The organism is Nostoc sp. CmiVER01, assembly GCF_034531135.2.
GTDB lineage: Bacteria > Cyanobacteriota > Cyanobacteriia > Cyanobacteriales > Nostocaceae > Nostoc.
On sequence record NZ_JAVRBU020000028.1, the window covers coordinates 49,240 to 67,969 of the forward strand.

Here is an 18,730-nt window from a genome sequence, read left to right on the forward strand (position 1 = left end):
TCTATTTATTCCTTGTGATTGCAGCAAAAAATACAACTTTTGAAGCCTCAGCCAAGGTGTATCTATTCTGTTTACCAAACTGTAAACACGCTTTATAGAAAAAATTAGCTAGCATCCGATCACCTACTTTTGGCTTTATCCTTCTGAGGATGACCAATAATTCTTCTCCGCTAAATTCATCTGTTGAGTCATGACTATCTTGAAATTCCTCAACTATCTTGATTGCTTTTTTTGTTAAAACAGTTCGCGGATATTGGGTTTTCAGCAGTGCATAGCTTTGCACAGATTTAAGATTAAGTACTAATCCAGAGCGTTCTAACTCGCTTTTAACTTGCTTCCATCTCCTATTGTTCAAAGTCCCTGAAATCGTCTCAAAAGCATTTCTGTAATAATCTGGTTGACTTGATTCCTTCATAAGCAACGAAAACGTGATTTGCAATTCAACCCAAAATTACTGTACACTATCCGTAGACATAGGGCAACTGTTCGTAGACAAATAAAATATGATGATGTTGAGAAAATATATGGATCTATTAATTTTCGTGCAAGTGAAGCGAGTAGTTGAAATGGTTCGGGAGTTCCCAGGATTGGGCGACCGCATCAGAAAAGCGCGAGAGGGCGATGGTCGGTCATTGCTCCAAATATGCCGTGAATCAGGAGTCTCCAGGACTTACTGGTATCAACTGGAGAATGAACAAATTTATGCAAGCGTAAGCGAGGAAGTAATCCGAAAAATCGAAGCCGCTCTTGGTATTGACTTGGGGGTAAATTTTGAATGAACTATGAGCTATGAACTATATATGCAAATTTTTTATGAATCCTAAGTTGCAAAATAGCGACAGCGACAACGAAATATCAATGCTTCCAGCCCTGCGATCGCGCTGTGTCGCCGCCGTTTTCGGTGTCTTCTATGTCAATTTTTGCGAAGTCTAAGTGTTATGCGACAACTGCGACCCTTGCTGTGCTTGCATTTGAAGCTACGAAGTATATATGCAAGGTAATTTTTTAATTAAAAACCCCCGTATTCTGGTACGTTTAGTTTCACAAGTGTAAAACCAATATAAAACCCGGTCATGCTGTGTCACCAGCCACCGGGAGTATCGCTAGAAAGGAGCGACACAATTGAAATTTAATATAACATCTACAAGTGTATCATTTCACTCAAATGATACACCCTGTCTTTGGACTAGCGACTTAAGCTCGATAGTAATTCTGGCTGGACGGTTTGCAACAGGAGACTTATTGAATGTTCCCCAAACTCTATCCCCTGGGATGCACATTATTCTGGTGGATAGAGATACGCCAGAAGCAGCCGTGTGGCAAGGGATTTACCGCATACTCGCGTCTGGTAACAGCCCAGAAATTTACGAGACTCAATTACCGATCGCAACTTTGGCGGCAGATGAATCTTCATCACCAAGCGAATTAGCTGGTCAGATTGTAGAATTTTCCCAACTTTGGGAAAAGTGGTTAGAACGGCGATCACAAAATAAGCTAACTCTCCAAGAAGCGGTACAGATAGCCCAGGTGGTAATAACTTACGAGTCCGGCTCCCAGCTAAATACCCAGCTTGGTATGCTGCGGGTGCGGTGCGGTGAAAATTCTTATGACTGGAATAAGATTATTTGGAAGTTAAAAAAGGAACAATTATTACCAGTAGAGAAATCTGGTTCAGTAGAAAAGGCTATTGGCAGCAGTGACACTAGCTTATTGGCAGTGCCACCAGTGACAGTAGATTCTTATGAGAGCAAAGAGATTAAGGCTATTGGCACTGCTGTCACTGGTATTCTCAGCTCCAATTTAAGCGATATCCAAGAGAGTTTTAAATTAGACTTACTCTGTACTGAATCAGGGATTAATCCAAAGCTGTTTGAGAAAATCGTTGCTAGAGAACGGGTAAGGCTAGATGAAGTTTCGCCAGAAGATGAGATGCGACTAAAAGCCCTCATGGACTGGGATAACACTCAAATTGATTGGGAGGCTATTTTACCTGCACCATTAGCCCGTGATTTAATCCATGATGCGGACGTTTTGAATGTTGATCCAGTTGTAATCTGGCAACCGTTAATGGCTGCTGTAGCGTCTCTAGGTGGCACTAAGACTAATCTTCTTCTAGGTTCTCGCAGAATCCCATCTGTACTGTGGTCGGTTGTAGTCCTAGAGTCCGGAGGTGGTAAAACCCGTGCAGATAGTCTTGTCGTGGCACCATTGCGAAAAATGCAAGCTGATGCGATGGAACGCTACCAGGAAGAGTACAAGACTTACGAGCAAGAGCTTAAGGCGCGGGGGAAAGAACAAGAAGATGAAGAGATGCCAGTGCCACCAATCTTAAGAAAGCTCATGTACGACGTGGCGACCATTCAAGCTGTTCTGAAACGCTCATCTGAAAATAAAGGGCATGGCGCACTCTGGGCCAGAGATGAGATAGCTGGGCTATTCAATTCTTTGGGGCAATTTTCTAAAGGTGATGATGAAAGTTTACAAGTTCTGCTCAAGCTTTGGGATGCTGCCGGGATTTGCGTTGACCGCGTAGGAGTAGCGGACAGCTACTTTGCTGATAAAACAGCTATTTCGTTGAGCGGGGGAATCCAACCTGGGGTTTTTCGTAAAATATTCAGCGATGCCGACGATAGTAATGGACTTCAAGCTCGAATACTTTTTGCAGTTGCTAAAGCCAGAAGGCAGCGATATGTAGAGGGATTCTGCCAACTTAGTGAACGCTTGCCCTTGCTTTATCAGTTTTTAGAAGAATTACCAGAAACCAATGTAGAGCTTAGTCCAGAAGCAAAAGCATATTACAAGAAGGTAGTTGACGTGCTTGGCAACCAAATTGAGGAAACTGTTCACCCAGCTATCCGCACCTGGATGTCAAAACTTCCTACCCAGATTTTGAGAATTGCCCTAAATTTACATTTGATTGAGCAATTCTATTCCCCATCCAAGAACGTCAAAGTCCTTACCAAGCAGACGCTAGAAAGGGCTGTAAGGCTTGGACAATATTATCGCAGTGCCTTTCATGTCTTACAAGAGAAAGTCAGCAACAGCGATGAAATTAGTACAATCTTGCTGCAAATTTGTGATCGCGCTTCTAAATCTAAGGATGGTGTTTCTGCCAGGGACATTTACCGCCCCCTGAACAGCATCAAGACCCGCGCCAAAGCAGCAGGTAGAGAAGTGGCCGCGTACACTCAAGACCTATTTAATAAATTGGTGGAAATGGGTTATGGACTGCTTACACGGGTAGGACGTTGTGTAAAATTCATTGCATTAAAGCAAGATAGTTCAGAAAATGCCTTTAGGGTCAGTGACACCACTGCCACAGATGAAGAAAACGGGCTAGATTGCCTATCTGCCGAAGAAGTTAATGTCAGTGATAATCACTGCCAAGAGCTTAGTGTCACCGGTGCCAATAGCACTTTACACTTAGACCACGGAGAAGAGGCTGTGATTGATGAGTCTGAAATAATGGAGGAGGCAATACCTAGCGTTGAAGCTGAGAGCGACAACTCCTATTCACTGTTGCAGTTTGAACAAGACGGCGGAGATGTTGAAGGGTTTATTGGGTGCCAGGTAGAAGTGCGATCGCTCAGTGGCGTTATCAAGTTTATTGGGGAGATGGTTAGCTTCAACTTGAAGAATGGATTTATTACCCTCATGACCGAGGAGGGCAACAAAGATGTCGATTTCCGCGAAGTCTTTGTGATGGGGTAGCGCGTACACCAGGAGTTGAAATAACTGAAGAGGGGATTGTGTTAGTTCCTTTACCAACGCAAGAAGAATAAGGCTTTAATCCTTGTATAGCAATGGTTTAAGGTAGGTTTTGCTATCGATACAAAGTAATACTTAAAATCCCAGTAGTGGGATTTTATCGACTATGAACGCTGCTTCTTAATAAGGCTTGTTAAATTTCTCGCCTCCAGACTAGGAACAGATTCTGAGAGGCTCCGCCTTTTCTTTCTTAACCAGAGCCAGCAGCCCTCTCGGAATACGTTCCCAGTCTTAAAACTGGGAATGAGGTTACAAAATATTTTAGCCGGCTGTAACTTGGTCTGTGTTGACATCGGTAGCACCGCTAACCCCACTTGCGATCTCCACCATTTGATCTAAAATTTCTTGATTGGGGACTTGCCCTTTTAACACAACTGTGCTGCCTGTTTGAGCGACGTATAGCGAATCAATATCATCAAACTGCGAGTCTTCGTCAAAAGCAAGCGCAACTCGTTTTGCTAAACCACTTTGGTCATATTCTCCATTTAATCCCACTCGCTCTAGTGCAATGTCTTCCCCTGAGTCATCAGCAGCAATTGATTCCGGATTGACTTGAGCATCATCCGGTTTTTCCATACCAAAAAGTCTTTGTAACCAACCCATAATTAAATATTCCCCTTTTGATTTACACAGAGAATTTTACCAAACACAACTAATCATCCCAACATTACTACCAAGGCTGAGGTTATATCACAGGTTTGTGAGTTTTTATGAGCGAATAGCACTAAGAAAAGCTGAAACACTTGTGGTTAAGCAGTTTTAAATTGCTTTCGTAATTTATGCCGAGGTTTCGTCATTAAAGGCTGGCTTTTGGGCGACGTTTGCGAACCCGTGGTTCACTTCGACCGGGGCGATCAGGTTTTTTGAGCAACCCGCACAGTTACTGCCTCCATTCACAACACTTACAAAAAATAGCGATCGCAACTACTCCTTGACTGCTTAAGGGTATAAATGCCTGTAATGATTACAGAGCATCGCTTAAAGCTTTTCTTAATGCTATTCGGCTTTAATCCTTGTATAACAATGGTTTAAGCCAAGTCTTGTTTTGTCGGAAATATGCCCATTCCCATCCTGGGAATGGAATTAAATAGCTCTGCATTAGTGCCGTTGAGATCCAAGAGGTTAAAAGTTGAATCTGCCATTATTTCTCTAGTGTTAGGCTTGCAAGATAAAATCTGATGCTGCAAGAGTTGGGGCACCAGTTAGAGTTGCAAATAAACCACCACAGCCAAAACCTGCCGCGCTGCCATTTTGATTGTAGAACAACTGTCCACTCACAGAATCGTAGACAATTTTCGCCGTGCTTGTGGCGGCGGAAGTTGTGATTTTAAAATCACTGGCGTTACTAAAACCTGTTCCCGCAGCAGAAGCGATTGCATTAAAGGTAGTTTTATCTAAGATAATCTTGTCACCTTGGGAACTGTTAAAGTCCCGTATGGTATCTACACCAACAGCATCCGAGGCAAAGTGAGCATTGGTATTGTAAAGGAAATTGTCAGCACCCGCACCACCGACAAGAGTATCATTGCCAGCACCGCCGATGAGAATATCATTGCCAGCGTCACCTCGTAGCAAGTCATTGCCACTCAAGCCATTAATTTTGTCGTTACCCCCTTGACCATTAATCACATCATTGGAGTTATCAAAACCTGTGATGTTATTATTTAAATCATTAAGGAAAGTGACAGTGTTTCTGTTGAAAATGCTAGTTTGAGTGGAATTAGCATCAATAACATCAAAGCTATCAGTAATGCTAGTTTGCCCATCAAACAAAATATTGCCGAGTGCAGGTTTTGAAGAAATTACTGGCAGGTTATCCAGGTTTTCTAAGAGGAAGTTTTGCAGAGTTACTTTGGTGGATGCAACATTTTCAAAGGTAACTTCTAAGTTGTTGCCTTTTTGAGTGAGTTGCAGATTTTGGGCAGTTAAGCCATTACCTATAAATTGCAGTGTATCAACATTGGCAATCACAGCCGATGATGGGTTGTAGCCCTGACCTACGCCAGCAAAATCGGTGATAATGTCATTGCGATCGCTAGAGTGAAAAACAAACTTATCTTGACCACCGTTGCCTGTTAGGGTATCGTTAGCATTTAACCCATCAATGTTGTTGCTAGGTCTGCCAAAGAAAGTATCTGCACCAGGAGTTCCAGTTAGCTTACCAGGGGTGTCGCCACTGCCGATGTTCTTCCCTCCAAATATTACATAGCTTTGCCCAGCACCAGAGATGTCGTTGCGGGAGGCAAGAGGTGCGCCAATAATCACGTCGTCAATGCCATCAGCGTTGATGTCCCCTGCATTGCTGACTGAGATGTTTGTAGATCCAATGCCGTTAATTAAAAGGCCATTAGTGCCATTCAAATCAGAGAGGTTGAGGCTGCCGCCACTGCCGATGTTCTTCCCCCCAAATATTACATAGCTTTGCCCAGTCCCTGATGCCGCAATAATCAGGTCGTCAATGCCATCAGCGTTGATGTCCCCTGCATTGCTGACTGAGTAGCCTGAATTGTCACCTGCTGCAATGCCGTTAATTAAAAGGCCATTAGTGCCATTCAAATCAGAGAGGTTGAGACTGCCGCCACTGCCGATGTTCTTCCCCCCAAATATTACATAGCTTTGCCCAGCAAGAGAGTTGCCGTTGGGGGAGGCATATAGTGCCCCAATAATCAGGTCGTCAATGCCATCAGCGTTGATGTCCCCTGCATTGCTGACTGAGATGCCTGAATTGTCAATTTCTGCAATGCCGTTAATTAAAAAGCCATTAGTGCCATTCAAATCAGAGAGGTTGAGGCTGCCATCACTACCGATGTTCTTCCCCCCAAACACTACATAGCTTTGCCCAGCTTCGGTGATGCCGTTGGGGGAGGCATTATTTGCCCCAATAATCAGGTCGTCAATGCCATCATTGTTGATGTCCCCTGCATTGCTGACTGAGTAGCCTGAGAAGTCTCTTGCTGCAATGCCGTTAATTAAAAAGCCATTAGTGCCATTCAAATCAAAAAGGTTGAGGCTGCCGCTACTGCCAAGATTTGCCCCCCCAAATACTACATAGCTTTGCCCAGCACCAAAGTTGCCGTTGGGGGAGGCACCACTTGCGCCAATAATCAGGTCGTCAATGCCATCAGCGTTGATGTCCCCTGCATTGCTGACTGAGTTGCCTAAATTGTCACCTGCTGCAATGCCGTTAATTAAAAAGCCATTAGTGCCATTCAAATCAGAGGGGTTGAGGCTGCCGCTACTGCCCAGATTCCTCCCCCCAAATACTACATAGCTTTGCCCAGGTCGAGCAGCAAAGTTGCCGTTGGGGGAGGCATTATTTGCCCCAATAATCAGGTCGTCAATGCCATCATTGTTGATGTCCCCTGCATTGCTGACTGAGTTGCCTAAGAAGTTAGATTCTGCAATGCCGTTAATTATAAAGCCATTAGTGCCATTCAAATCAGAGGGGTTGAGACTGCCGCTACTGCCCAGATTCCTCCCCCCAAATACTACATAGCTTTGCCCAGCAGCAAAGTTGCCGTTGGGGGAGGCCTGCGATGCCCCAATAATCAGGTCGTCAATGCCATCATTGTTGATGTCCCCTGCATTGCTGACTGAGTTGCCTAATTCGTCAATTTCTGCAATGCCGTTAATTATAAAGCCATTAGTGCCATTTAAATCAGAGAGGTTAAGGAAATTGAATAATGAATTAGCCATAATCACCTCTCCCACATGTAGTTATTAAATAGTTATTGACTGCGTAGTTAATATATCAACTCGGGAAAAGATAAATTAAGGGTTTAGACAAAACATACCATTTTTTACAAAACATTCCAAACGTAGAAATCGCTTGGATAAGTGATGCAGAAGGATTTAGATCGGTGACAAATAATTTGTCGTTATGTCAAGGAATTCATCGCTCCTCATTAGGAATCTCGCGTTGGACAAGCACTGGTGGTAGTTATCGGACGATGATCCACAAGAGTTAATCGAAGGTGATGAGTAGTTTTCAGCTTTGAGGAGGAGCGTTTTTCGATTTCACAAATGGGTTATAGTAAAGTATCTTCAATCTCTACAGCATCATCAGTCATTTGATTGGTAAGTAATGCCAAGTATTTGTTCACTAATGGATACTGGTAGCTACTCACCAGTTAATCCTATGTAAATAACTGAACATTATTACAATTAAGGCATTTACGTGCCCGTAGCTTTTCACCTCCTCCCCATCCAGCCTGATCAGCACGAAAATATACCCAGAGATTTGCTGATTCTCCAACAGTACGACCCCAAGTAAAATTCTGTGAATCGCAGATCGGACATAGCGTTTCTTGTGATGTGTAACTTTTTTGATTTGGTTGGTTGTTCATGAGCCTTCACTCTTGATTTAAAGTAAAGTAAATTGCTTTGCTCCGGTATGATCTAACTACACTTCGGGTTTGGACAATTCCAATCAAGGAATTTACAACTGGTAGATCAGATGGTATTCATTGGTCACAAGTTAAGGTTGTGAAGCAGTTTTCAAGGGGATTTTAGAAATAGGGAGAAAGAAAAATTTTCCAGTTTCTCAATGAAGGTTAGCGGCAACGGACAAGGCAAGATATTAACCCAAGACGAATTAAAGCGATTATTCACGTCGGGATTTCTCACTCACCGCGATCGCTCTCTCTGTACTGCATGTCTAGTAATCAGGATTCTTGCCGAATTTGGCTTCTTATAAAGAGTTGTTCTGAACTTAGCAGGATGAGCAGTAGCCCTACAGATGCTCTGGCGATCGCAGAGGTCGCCCAGTTGTGATTCACCAGGTCAGGGATGGCTGTAACAAGCGTCAATGCAATGATGAGCCAAGGTGCGATCATGACAAAATTCCGTTGCCAAGCAGGTTTATCGCGTAGTCTCGTTTTGCTCCGTAGTACGCCTTGATGCCAAAATTGAAAGGTACTTAGGACAGAGACAAGGTATAACCATCCAGCATTAACTAGCAGGGTTGTTTTAAGGTTTGGAGTGATGTCAAGATGCCCAAGTGCGATCGCCGTTAGGCAAACTCCTGCCCCTAGATACAGAAAAGTAAATAGGGTAAAGTGTCTCATTAGTTTCTCCAAGTGCAGTGTAAGCTGTCGTTTAACAGTTTTCTATAATGTTAATCACATTACGATTCCTCTTTTTCGGAAAAGTAGAAACAATCACCAAAGTTTTTTGGCACTCAAGTGAGATCGCCCCTCTGTCCCTTTGCCCTTCATCACTGGAGCGGACTTAGTTTTGGGGGTATAAATAATTGATGGTAGTCTTGTGCTAGCTACTGTACCTAACCAAGAAGGATAAGGCTTTAATCCTTGTACTGCAATGGTTTAAGGCAGGTTTTGTCGTTGTGGAGAGTACTGCTTATTTTTCCAGTCGACTGGAAATTTTTTACAGAACGATAGCGATCGCTAAATCCCTAAACAGCGATCGCAAGTAACTAAAAGCTCCGTCGTCGAGACTGGTAATACTTAGCACAAAACCTTGTAGTAACTCCTTGTTGGGGGCTAAGATCCTGATGTACTTTTCGTTTGCGGCGAGAGATACATCCTGTGGTGGGGCTTGCGCTCTACCCTTTATTGATTTTCATTCTTGTTTTGTCGGAAATATGCCCATTCCCAGACCTGGGAATGGTGAAAATAAAATTCCAATGCGGTTATTGATGAGTTTTAGAGTTGTTTAAATTCTAACTAGCTCATGGCTTAATCGTTTAAGGCGAATATTCTCCTTTTCAAGGAGTTGAATTTTTTCTTCTAACTCTTCATAAGAAGGTTTATTTTCTTTTATTCTCTGACGTTCTAAAATCTTTTCATTTGCTGTTTCAAAAATTATCCTATCAGTATCATCTTTTAAATGACGATGGTAGTCTTTAGTATGCACATCTAAACCATATCCCATCCACTGGGAGCAAAGCGATTTTGTGAAGTCGGATCAAAAACAAGCGATCGCTAAAAATAATATTTAAGTTAATGGGGTAGTGTTACGGAAGCTGCGGCTAGGGGCAAACGCGCACTGTATAGTTTAAAAATGAGCAAATTTTTTGGTACTAACACTTTTTAAAGTACTGAATTTCTAATTGGAGTTGCTACTTTGACTAATTTCAACACAGGATGCTTGGTCAGCAGAAGCAATTAAAAACCCAATTACCTTGGTAAAGTTCCGACTTGCCCTTCCAAGTAATTCTGTAACTCCGGCTTGCAGTCATTAATCCTGCCAGCTATGCCAACAAGCGCAAGGACACAAATAAAATTCTGTTGCTGATAAATAAAAAGTTCCTCAGTGGTGAAGGCTTTAAGGCAGAGAGAAACTAAATGCGTTCGATACCAGCACAAATGAATGACTGGTAAGGTTTCTGAAAAACTTTGTGATCTACGGAGCCTGAATTGTGATAGAACAACTAGGATCAGGAGCGGAGCTTTTATCAAAAATGAACGTAGCAAGGATTCTTTGACGACCTGGTATATAAGGGCCACCCAACTCATGCTGATTATTATCTTGGATGCTTGTATCTCCGGTAGTGATTTGTGTTAAAGCCCCCTGGTCATCGTAATAAATATTTGCTTTATTGCCGCCGCGATTACGTCCCTTGTCAATTTTATAGTTGATTCTTACTACTGGGCCTAGAAATTTTCCGGAGGGAGTGTGATCGATTACAATTGTGCCTGTAAAACCTCCTTTACTACATGAATAGTAACTAATAACGGCATTAGCCGTAGTTGGAGTTAAAGCAATGCCACTGCAAGCAACAGCCATTGCCGCAGTACCAATAACAAAACGGTTTGTAGCCTTTCTAATTTGATAAACAGTTAAAGTATTAATCATTTCTGACTTCCTTGCCCTTGAGCGTGTAAATGTCTTGAGTTTGTAGCGTACAGCATTCACGGATTCTACACGCACAAAACAGGCATACGCCAAACAAGGTCTTATCGCGGTCATTGTCTAAGCCATCACTAAAAATTAGCTGTATTTCTTGCTGAGTCAGAAATTTAGCTTTTCCATGCCGATTGATTTTCATTGCCAGACTGTAGACCCTGTAATGCACAGCCTACAACGATTTGACACCTGATTAGTCAAAATTGTTTAACTAAGGGGAGTAATCGCGTTCACAGCACAAAATAGCTAAGGGAAACGCTAGTTTCCATAACCTATCCTTGAACTCTATAAGTTAGCTTGTGTTTCTACTCCTTTGCAAGATACTATTTTTCTTGCAAGCTGATAACTAAATTATCTGGATTTTTAAAATGGCTGAAATTAAAGTTGTTGACTTACAAAACTTCGTAGAGTTGTCTGACGATGAAGCTCAAGCAATAAACGGAGGCAGTATTTTTAGCAGGTTTTTAAAAGACACCTTCGGAATTAGAGAAACGAACCTCCTTAAACCTACGGAAACAACACCTGATCCAAATGGATTATCAGGAACACAAACAGGGGAACCACCACAACTTCCACCAGGAACCGCTTTAGCTTGAGATAGTTTCTCCACCAGCCGACATAATCACTTATCTTTTAGAATCCAGAGATGCATCTGTACCATACGACCGTGACGTAAATGTTGTGGATATTCAAGCCATTAAAGATAGTTACGGGTCGCTGGTAGTTTAAAAGCGATCGCTCTATTCCCCATTCCCCAACCCTCAATATCCAATGATTACCCCTTCAGGATGACCTTGAAAGGGGTATTTAATCCATTTCCCGACATCCCACACAACCTACAACGTTTTTGACACTGCGATATTGAAAACGGCTCATTAAGTCCTAGCGTGTAGCTTTCAGAATCACTGCTCAGAGAGAAGGTGTGTGTTCCGGTTCTGGGTCTGGTAACTCTGGTAATTCAATCCCTCGGAAAAGCAATGCTTCAACTATCTGAGATACAGATTTATTTCCCAGATTTTTCAGCGTTCGTAAGCCTGTGACACTATATTTCTTTAAATCTTCTATTGTGTTAACTTGTGCCTCTTTAAGTGCCGTATAAGTATTTCTTTTCAAATTCAATGACTCAATACTGTTTTCATCAACAACACTTACAGGTGTATTATCCCCATTTATTTCCTCTACGGGATGTACATTACTATTGGCAACCTCTACAAGCTGATTATCCGGCGAGATTGAGTCGGAGCTTTGAGGGAAGCTAATTTGGTCAACACTGTGTACATTGGCATCAACAACGCCATTCGGCTTGTTGTCCTCAAGTATTTCTAGAACTCTATCTATTTTTGCTAATTGCTCATAAACAGTATTTACACTCACATTCGGTTCTATACCAGCATCAACAGAGGCTAACCAGTCATTTTTGATTAGGTTGGATAACTCTGACTTTATATGGTTAGGCTTCAATCTGCCTTCTGTAATTAACTTTTCGACAACAGAATGTGGCACACGGAAGCTTACAATAGGCGATTCCTTGTTTTTTTTTCCCATATTTCTCCAGGTTGTCAACACTGTACACAGTAAATATAACATTGTGTATACATTGTTGACAATCATTCATTCACGTCTTTTTGATCAATTCCTAGCGCCTCAAAACTCTGTGTTAACTTCTGCCAGAGTGACTCAATTTGCTCATAGCACTCCTGTGAAGAAAGTTTTCCCAAAGTCTGTAGATTGCACAGATAAGAAACACGTTGAGAAAATTCTTGAAGATTAGCATTGAATAAAAAATTTTGAGGCGTAAACTTACCATGATATTGATAGCGCACGTAGAGGAAATTGTTTTTACCTCTCTGCTCGTAGTCATCCATATAAAAATCTTCTTGACGAAAATTGAAATTTGATTTTTTCAGGTTGTTTTTAATTTTATATCTAAATTACCTGACGTGTCCTTCACAGCGATCGCAAGACAGATAAATCTCTCCTGTGAGTTAGTAATATTCACCCAACAACCGCCCCACGACTGAAATCATTTTCACTAACAGAGACTAATGTATAAACTTGTTGCTTACAAGGAATCCGAATAATGAACTCAGTTCTTCTTGAGGGGTTAAGAAACACTCCAATTTACTGCCATAATTCTGTGTAACGATTTGGTAGCTAATGGAATACGCCCTTAATCCTTACTATGCAATAGTTTAACCTCGGTGTCGTTTAACTCTCATTTCCCGACATCCCGGCCCACAGCCGTCGCAAATCTTCAATCACTGGGATTGACTGAGAGGCGATACACAAAAGAAAACCCCCAGGCTTTTCGCTGGAGGCTCTAGGTTTATCTCGTTAACCTGAGTTCGATGTAAGAAAATGCTCAAAAGCCCTAAAGATAATACTTTTCGCTGAAAAAAAACATTCGGTCTTTGTTCTCAACAAGGCTCCTATAATGATAATAAACATTTTATTCTCAACAAATACCTTTAATTCTCAATAATTGCTGTAAGAAAGCGTCTATATCATTTAGTCTAAAAGCTTATCAGACAAGATTTTCAAGCTAATTTCTTATATCGAACTCAGGTAGGCACGATATCGTTACTTATCTAACAATCCTTTGACGCACTACCATCCCCCATAGAAACTCAGTTCACATTCCAGGTCTCATAGTAATCGCAGTTGTCCTGCCGGAAACTCCTATCACGGCACGCCCTGAACCGAACTCTGGTGATGCCATCATCACCCCCTGCCGAATCGACGCGTTGGACGACTTTATCTTTAGGCCCCGACCCGTTAATTCGTCTTTCGCGGTAACCATCAATCTGCCAGAGTACATACGGAGTACTTCCATCAGCTTCCGTGTCAGTAATCTCACAACTAATCCTTGCGTTGGTCTCAAGCCCTCTAGACCCTCTATAGGTTTCAAGAAGGCAAACTGCCTTAGTACCAGTATCTATAGATGTTTTAGAGGAATAAGTTCTAGCATCTGCGGCGCCTATCATAAGCATCACAGTGGCACTGGCCAGCGTGACAATCTTCAGGGATCTGTTCAATTTATTGGTCATTTGTCCTCACGCGTCGTTATTTTTTAGAAGACTAAATTGGATTCTGTTTGCAAACTGCAAAATCTATAGTTTTTGAGCTGGGTTGAGTCGATGGGGGATATTATTCCCCGCACCTCTCAGTTAAATCTGGGCGTGCGACTTTCACCGCACCCAGCTTCCGATGTTCTTAGCCTGCGCTTTTGCTCATGTGTTTGTAATCGTGGCAACTCTCGTGAATTGCTTTCAGATTATTTTTCTTCCAGTAGGCATCATTTCCGTCAATGTGATGCAGGTGAACCCGTTCCTCATCGATGAATTTTAAGCCTCAGGAAGTACATCTATGGTTTTGCTTCTTGAGAGCTTTAGAGGTTTTGTCGTCGTAGAGCTTACTTTTACGTTCGCTCCAGTAGGCGGTGTCTCCGTCATAAGGGGATTTTGTTCCTTTGACTATGACCTATTTGTTTTCGGAGTGGGAAACTGCTGGGAATGCCTTGTCTAGTAATTTCTTACTAGAGTAGCGCTTTCCTTTTCTAGATTGATGTTGATGTGGAATTAATGATGTCTTGTCTAACTCCATTGAAATATTCTGATATTAACTTGACAAAAGCAATAGGTTCAAAATAATTTTTTACACATAAATAAAGTAATTATGTTTTTATCCGTACAAAATCGTATTATTTGTATCAGGTTTTGAGTTTTTATTTAAATAAAAAGTTTGTGTCATCCGTAACGCTTAGAGAGTATAGCTTTCAGCCGATTGAATGTGAAAAAACGAATTTGTCATTTTGTGTCAGTTTTAGAAAAATGACACGTTTGACCTATATTAGTGGGGGTATAACGGGAACGCGGCAAAGCAACAAGCAACCCCCCGCCACGATGCCACCACAACCCCGTCAAACGCTTCTAAAATGCCCTACAGCCCGTCATAACTCGCTAGCCATACTATTGCCTGGTGTTTTGATTACAGCGTTAGCAGAAAGTGGGACGGTTTGTTTTGTGCCGCTGATGTACATTACAGAGTGGTTATTTTTACCTGACGCTAAGAAACCATTAGCCGTGTTTAGTACAATTTTTGGGGGACTTGCGGGCTTTATACTGGGTGCGGGTATTGGGTTAGTCGTAGTGTTGACAAATTCTGGTACAACGAGAGGCATGTTAATAGGAGCGAGTATTGGGACGATTTATACTGGCATTGTCGTATATAAAACGGGTAATGAGTTCCAGCCTTTCTTCGTGTTTCCTGAATACATATTGCGTGCAGTAATGACTATGATCATTACCGCAGTAATTGGGTCGATTATGCCATTTGTAATGAGGTGGGTTAACACCTTGATATAGTAATTTCCGTAAAGCGATCAGAGTAGCAGTTATCACATACACTATTTCAAAGTTTACAAAGCCTTCAGAGATGTTCACGTCTGTCGTCCCAGGTGTGACGAGAAAGCATTCGATAGATGTAGGAATTTGTAGCGGAACTAATGCAAACCGATTTTAGAAGATATGAGATGAAATATATTCGCAGTGGTTAAATTCGCAAAATTGGGAAAAATTCACAAGAGATTTTGTGCAACCACTCGATAGCGCTGCTGAATCAAAGGTGGAAACCCTGTTTCAAATGAATAGCCATTCGATTCTAAATCTTCGAGCTTTGGGGCTAATTGAATGCGGCGATCGCAGTAAAGAAGATGGGGCAGATGAATTTGATATGTTCACATTGCTCTCTAGTAGTGTGAGTTTGGCTTTGGCATAGATTGTGGGTGCGATCGCTAAGATTTGACAAGTTAAAAGGTCAGGCAGATTGGTTAGGGTTTGTAGATTTGGGTTTGGCTTTGGCTTTAGTTTGAGGGTTAGATTTTTTGAGAGCTTGGGACTTTGACTTTTGGATTTCGAGTTCAGATATGGAAATTTTATCCTGAGCGGCATTAATGAGTATGCTAGCAGCGAGATTGCTGACAGAACGATGTTCATTTTCGGCCCATTGTTCCAAAAATTCTTTGAACTGTTCGGGTAAAGTAACAGTGATTCTCCAGTTTGATGGCATTGATTGGGTTAGATATAAAGTCTTTCTTAATCATGCCTCACTTGTATGCAAATAGTACATAGTTGCATTAAATAACATTTTTCTGTATAAAGTGCTGCACTATGCAGCTTTCTATGGTATATTTAAAAAGTAAGTTTAATATTTAGAAATTGATAAAAAAATAGAATATTAGTAAGAGAAAATGAGTTATAGGAGAGATGTAGAGCCAGAGAATAAACAAGAATTAATGAGACGGGATCAGGAATTTAGAGCATCCGTAGGCAAAATGAGTAAGGTAGAACGCCAGAATTTAAAAGATACAATTTCTGAAGTATTTAAAATAAGTAAAGAAACAGCATCAAAATGGATAAGCCCAACAGCAAATCCGAACTCTAAAGCCTTTCGGACAATGTTTACCTACAATAAAAACGCAAAAGTACCGGAATATATAAAAACTTCAGAAGAATTTAACCAGTTACCGCGTCAGGCAAAAATAGAGAGCGTACAACTAGCTAAAGAAGCTAAAGCAGCGAATAAAATAGATGCAGTTTTTAATGCCAAATTGAGATTTAGTGAAGCAGTAGTGAATGGTAAATCAGAAGGTCAGGAAGTAAAAGCAGTAGTCAAAGAGGGAGTAGAGAATGGTGTTGCCTTTAGGGGTATGGGAAACTCAGTAACGGGAATAGATGAGAAACGGTTATATCGTTATTTGTTACAGGATAATTTATCTAATTCTCAAGCACAGATGAAATTGAAATTCCAATCTGGAGGTTCAGTTTACTTAGAGTATTATCATGATTCCCCGAACTCATCAGGGAAATCGTTAAATTCTGAGGATTATGAGGACTCTGATTTAGTTGATAGGGATAGTAGCTTGTATGGTTAAAAGTCTTAAAAGCATAATCGTAGACTGGGGGACAGAAGCAGATGCCCAGGAATTTGCAAATAAAATGGGAGCTGATGTACAAGCCTCCAAAGGCAAAGTCTGTTTTACCGTCAAGCAAGGTAATAGGAAGCTAGCAGTATTTTGGAATCCGAGTGAGGAAGGAAAGAAATGCCGTTCCGAGACTTATGAGCTAACGCAGGTATTTGGATTTTCATTAGCTGTTTATCCAGATATAACCCCTGGCACATTAGCTGAAAAGTTTTGGAAAGAAGTAATTGGTATTGATCCTCAGAAGTGTGACAAGAAAGTGCCGAGAAGCCCTTATTACTATGGACAAAAAATACTACTCAGGGCAGAGGAATCATCAGATGAGTACTGGAGCTATAAATATTTTCAAGAGCATGAACCACAGTGGTTGGTTGACCGGGATATCAAATCAGCATTCTTCACATCCTTATGCCAGTTGCCGACCTTGTATTTGTTTGAGCATAAAAATGGAAATACAACATTTGAGCCGGATGGTGGTGGCATAGACAGATTACGCCAGTGGTCGCCGCACCTGCCAAAATGGTTTAAGCATCGAGCTTTTGGGATGTTAGCTTCCAAAAAATATGGTACAAAATGGGGTGCAGCTTTTAATGCAGCAAGCATAGCCGTGCAAAGAGTTTATGATGTGATGGAAGCAGGGCGAAGAATAACTGAGGGTTACTGTGTTCGCTGCCACACAGATTGTTTCACTTTAAAAGCTTGTACTCCAACATCAGTTTTAGAGAAATTAGAGAGTTTTTTAACAGAGAAAGGATTTCAGCTTTCGACAAAAAAGTTGGGATATGGGCAGTTGTGGGATGAAGGATTTGGATTTATAGGTTTTTTAAATCCAATTGGGAGTGAGCATGATGTAAATCATCAAATGCGGCTTAGAGAGTTAAAGTATAAGCCAGCCGCATTCACAGACGAATTAGTGGATAATTTTGGTGTACGGCTTGTAACGCATGTTCTAGATGCGAGTAATAGAAGGATCTATGGACATTGGAATGGGAAGGCATTTTTTGCGATCGTTCAACCTTTGGTTGGTGAATCGAGTCAGAGCCATTATTATCAGGCACATCCAATGGAATTGGAGAAGGCTAAGAAATTAATTAGAGAATTGTAATTTATTTATTGGCTTTATGGATTACAGGTGTAATCTTGAGAATCCTCAGAATAAGTCCATGCAAAGTTATCGGGATCTTTGCTTCGGCACCAGGAATCAAAATCTTGTGCAGAGATATAGCCGCTTGAAAAGCTTAATCGTTTTCTACTTAAAGTAGAGGGATTAACTCCAAATCTCTTTGCGAGTTGAGATTGATTGAGATCGGGTAGGGGTTTTGGCTTAGGTTTTTTGGTTGATTTAGATTTAGTGATTGATTTATCTGGGTTAAGTTTTGGTGGAGCAGATTCGGATTTTTCCTTGATATCAGAGGGATTGGGTAAGGTCTGTATTTCTTTGGCAGTAGCGGTAGTGGTAGCGGTAGCAGAGGTAATAGGTATAGGAATTTCAAGGTAGGGAATGTGGAGTCGCTTCGTAGGATCATAAATCCAGCCAAATTTGCCATTTTCTTTATTAAAGGTATATTTGAAGAAACCTTCAGTAGAATCTTTGTACTGACTTCTGACTTTCTCCAGGCGTTTGACAGAAATATTGAGGCGTTGAGCAAGTTCAGTTGTGCCAAGAGGAGAAGGTAGTTCATTAACAGAGCCGGTTCCTTTGAGTGGTAGAGGTAAAGGTTTAGGTTTAGGTTTAGGATTTACAGTGGGAGATTTTGGTTTAGTTTTATTTGGAGCTGTACTATCTGTATTAGGCTCTGCGGTAGTATGTTTTTGAGAATTTGTGGGTTGTAGTTGTATTAGATTTTCTTCGAGAGCAGAAATGCGGTCGGTTATTTGAGTTAGGGAAGCGATCGCTGAGTTAATCTGCTCAGTGTTTGGATTAGGGTTAGGGTCGGTTTCAGATTTTTTAGAGTGTAGATGTAGAGAGTTGAGGGCATGGTGAATATCTTCAGGAGAAAGCCCATTATTGAGTAGAGCGTAAATGCGATCGGAGATGTGTAAAGGAATAGAAGCAGAATGAGGAGCAGTGGACTGGAACGGTTCATCTACATCTATATGCGCGTCTAGATTAGT

Annotated in this window: 17 protein-coding genes and 2 pseudogenes; 7 read left to right on the forward strand and 12 right to left on the reverse strand. The window is 41.4% G+C overall.

The genetic code is table 11. The annotated features are described in order from the left end of the window. Position 1: 1 nt before the first annotated feature. The gene (locus RMZ43_RS33080) at positions 2–415 is read right to left on the reverse strand and encodes a hypothetical protein (RefSeq protein WP_322655847.1); all 414 of its coding nucleotides are present in this window, start codon (positions 413–415) and stop codon (positions 2–4) included. Between the two features lie 109 nt (positions 416–524). Between RMZ43_RS33080 and RMZ43_RS33085 the strand changes: the two genes are divergently transcribed. Both RMZ43_RS33085 and RMZ43_RS33090 read left to right on the forward strand, forming a co-directional pair. Further along, positions 525–779, forward strand: a complete 255-nt coding sequence (locus RMZ43_RS33085; RefSeq protein ID WP_292788834.1) for a helix-turn-helix domain-containing protein — start codon at positions 525–527, stop codon at positions 777–779. 343 nt (positions 780–1,122) lie between these two features. After that, the gene (locus RMZ43_RS33090; protein WP_322655848.1) at positions 1,123–3,711 is read left to right on the forward strand and encodes a DUF3987 domain-containing protein; all 2,589 of its coding nucleotides are present in this window, start codon (positions 1,123–1,125) and stop codon (positions 3,709–3,711) included. 318 nt (positions 3,712–4,029) lie between these two features. Here the strand turns inward: RMZ43_RS33090 and RMZ43_RS33095 are convergent, their stop codons facing one another. The 6 genes from RMZ43_RS33095 to RMZ43_RS33120 all read right to left on the reverse strand — a co-directional run bounded on the left by RMZ43_RS33095 (position 4,030) and on the right by RMZ43_RS33120 (position 10,777). Next, complete coding sequence (locus tag RMZ43_RS33095) at positions 4,030–4,371, reverse strand: BON domain-containing protein (protein WP_322655849.1); 342 nt, start codon at positions 4,369–4,371, stop codon at positions 4,030–4,032. Positions 4,372–4,923: 552 nt separating this feature from the next. Beyond that, positions 4,924–7,464, reverse strand: a complete 2,541-nt coding sequence (locus RMZ43_RS33100; protein ID WP_322655850.1) for a beta strand repeat-containing protein — start codon at positions 7,462–7,464, stop codon at positions 4,924–4,926. 968 nt (positions 7,465–8,432) lie between these two features. After that, entirely contained in the window at positions 8,433–8,834 is a 402-nt protein-coding gene (locus RMZ43_RS33105) for a hypothetical protein (RefSeq protein ID WP_322655812.1), read from the reverse strand. Between the two features lie 607 nt (positions 8,835–9,441). Continuing rightward, on the reverse strand, positions 9,442–9,660 hold the full coding sequence (locus RMZ43_RS33110; protein WP_428850962.1) for a hypothetical protein: 219 nt from the start codon (positions 9,658–9,660) through the stop codon (positions 9,442–9,444). A gap of 471 nt (positions 9,661–10,131) precedes the next feature. After that, positions 10,132–10,584 (reverse strand): hypothetical protein, encoded by a 453-nt coding sequence (locus tag RMZ43_RS33115; RefSeq protein ID WP_322655814.1) that lies wholly within the window; start codon positions 10,582–10,584, stop codon positions 10,132–10,134. Beyond that, positions 10,577–10,777 (reverse strand): hypothetical protein, encoded by a 201-nt coding sequence (locus RMZ43_RS33120; RefSeq protein ID WP_322655815.1) that lies wholly within the window; start codon positions 10,775–10,777, stop codon positions 10,577–10,579. The genes RMZ43_RS33115 and RMZ43_RS33120 overlap by 8 nt, the downstream gene beginning before the upstream one ends. Before the next feature lie 226 nt (positions 10,778–11,003). On the opposite strand from RMZ43_RS33120, the gene RMZ43_RS33125 reads away from it, so the two are divergent. Continuing rightward, positions 11,004–11,231 carry a hypothetical protein gene (locus RMZ43_RS33125; protein ID WP_322655816.1) on the forward strand — a complete coding sequence of 76 codons (228 nt, stop codon included), beginning with the start codon at positions 11,004–11,006 and terminating at the stop codon, positions 11,229–11,231. Positions 11,232–11,544: 313 nt separating this feature from the next. On the opposite strand, the gene RMZ43_RS33130 is transcribed toward RMZ43_RS33125, so the two are convergent. From RMZ43_RS33130 to RMZ43_RS33140, 3 genes and pseudogenes are all read right to left on the reverse strand, one after another. Next, positions 11,545–12,180 (reverse strand): DNA-directed RNA polymerase subunit alpha C-terminal domain-containing protein, encoded by a 636-nt coding sequence (locus tag RMZ43_RS33130; RefSeq protein ID WP_322655817.1) that lies wholly within the window; start codon positions 12,178–12,180, stop codon positions 11,545–11,547. 62 nt (positions 12,181–12,242) lie between these two features. Further along, positions 12,243–12,500, reverse strand: coding sequence for a DUF7219 family protein (locus tag RMZ43_RS33135; protein WP_322655818.1), 258 nt, complete (start codon positions 12,498–12,500; stop codon positions 12,243–12,245). A gap of 1,348 nt (positions 12,501–13,848) precedes the next feature. Then, positions 13,849–14,184 (reverse strand): annotated as a pseudogene (locus RMZ43_RS33140) (HNH endonuclease); the annotation flags it as partial. A gap of 281 nt (positions 14,185–14,465) precedes the next feature. On the opposite strand from RMZ43_RS33140, the gene RMZ43_RS33145 reads away from it, so the two are divergent. Continuing rightward, positions 14,466–14,999, forward strand: a complete 534-nt coding sequence (locus RMZ43_RS33145; RefSeq protein ID WP_322655819.1) for a hypothetical protein — start codon at positions 14,466–14,468, stop codon at positions 14,997–14,999. Between the two features lie 226 nt (positions 15,000–15,225). Beyond that, positions 15,226–15,411 (forward strand): hypothetical protein, encoded by a 186-nt coding sequence (locus tag RMZ43_RS33150; protein WP_322655820.1) that lies wholly within the window; start codon positions 15,226–15,228, stop codon positions 15,409–15,411. Positions 15,412–15,450: 39 nt separating this feature from the next. Here RMZ43_RS33150 and RMZ43_RS33155 read toward each other — a convergent pair whose 3' ends face one another. Further along, positions 15,451–15,702 (reverse strand): ribbon-helix-helix domain-containing protein, encoded by a 252-nt coding sequence (locus tag RMZ43_RS33155; RefSeq protein ID WP_322655821.1) that lies wholly within the window; start codon positions 15,700–15,702, stop codon positions 15,451–15,453. Between the two features lie 181 nt (positions 15,703–15,883). Between RMZ43_RS33155 and RMZ43_RS33160 the strand changes: the two genes are divergently transcribed. Together RMZ43_RS33160 and RMZ43_RS33165 are read left to right on the forward strand one after the other, a co-directional pair. After that, complete coding sequence (locus RMZ43_RS33160) at positions 15,884–16,567, forward strand: hypothetical protein (RefSeq protein WP_428850963.1); 684 nt, start codon at positions 15,884–15,886, stop codon at positions 16,565–16,567. Continuing rightward, the gene (locus tag RMZ43_RS33165; RefSeq protein ID WP_322655823.1) at positions 16,560–17,720 is read left to right on the forward strand and encodes a hypothetical protein; all 1,161 of its coding nucleotides are present in this window, start codon (positions 16,560–16,562) and stop codon (positions 17,718–17,720) included. Before RMZ43_RS33160 ends, RMZ43_RS33165 begins: the two co-directional genes overlap by 8 nt. A 14-nt stretch (positions 17,721–17,734) precedes the next feature. Here RMZ43_RS33165 and RMZ43_RS33170 read toward each other — a convergent pair. Then, positions 17,735–18,730, reverse strand: a pseudogene (locus tag RMZ43_RS33170) (hypothetical protein); the annotation flags it as partial.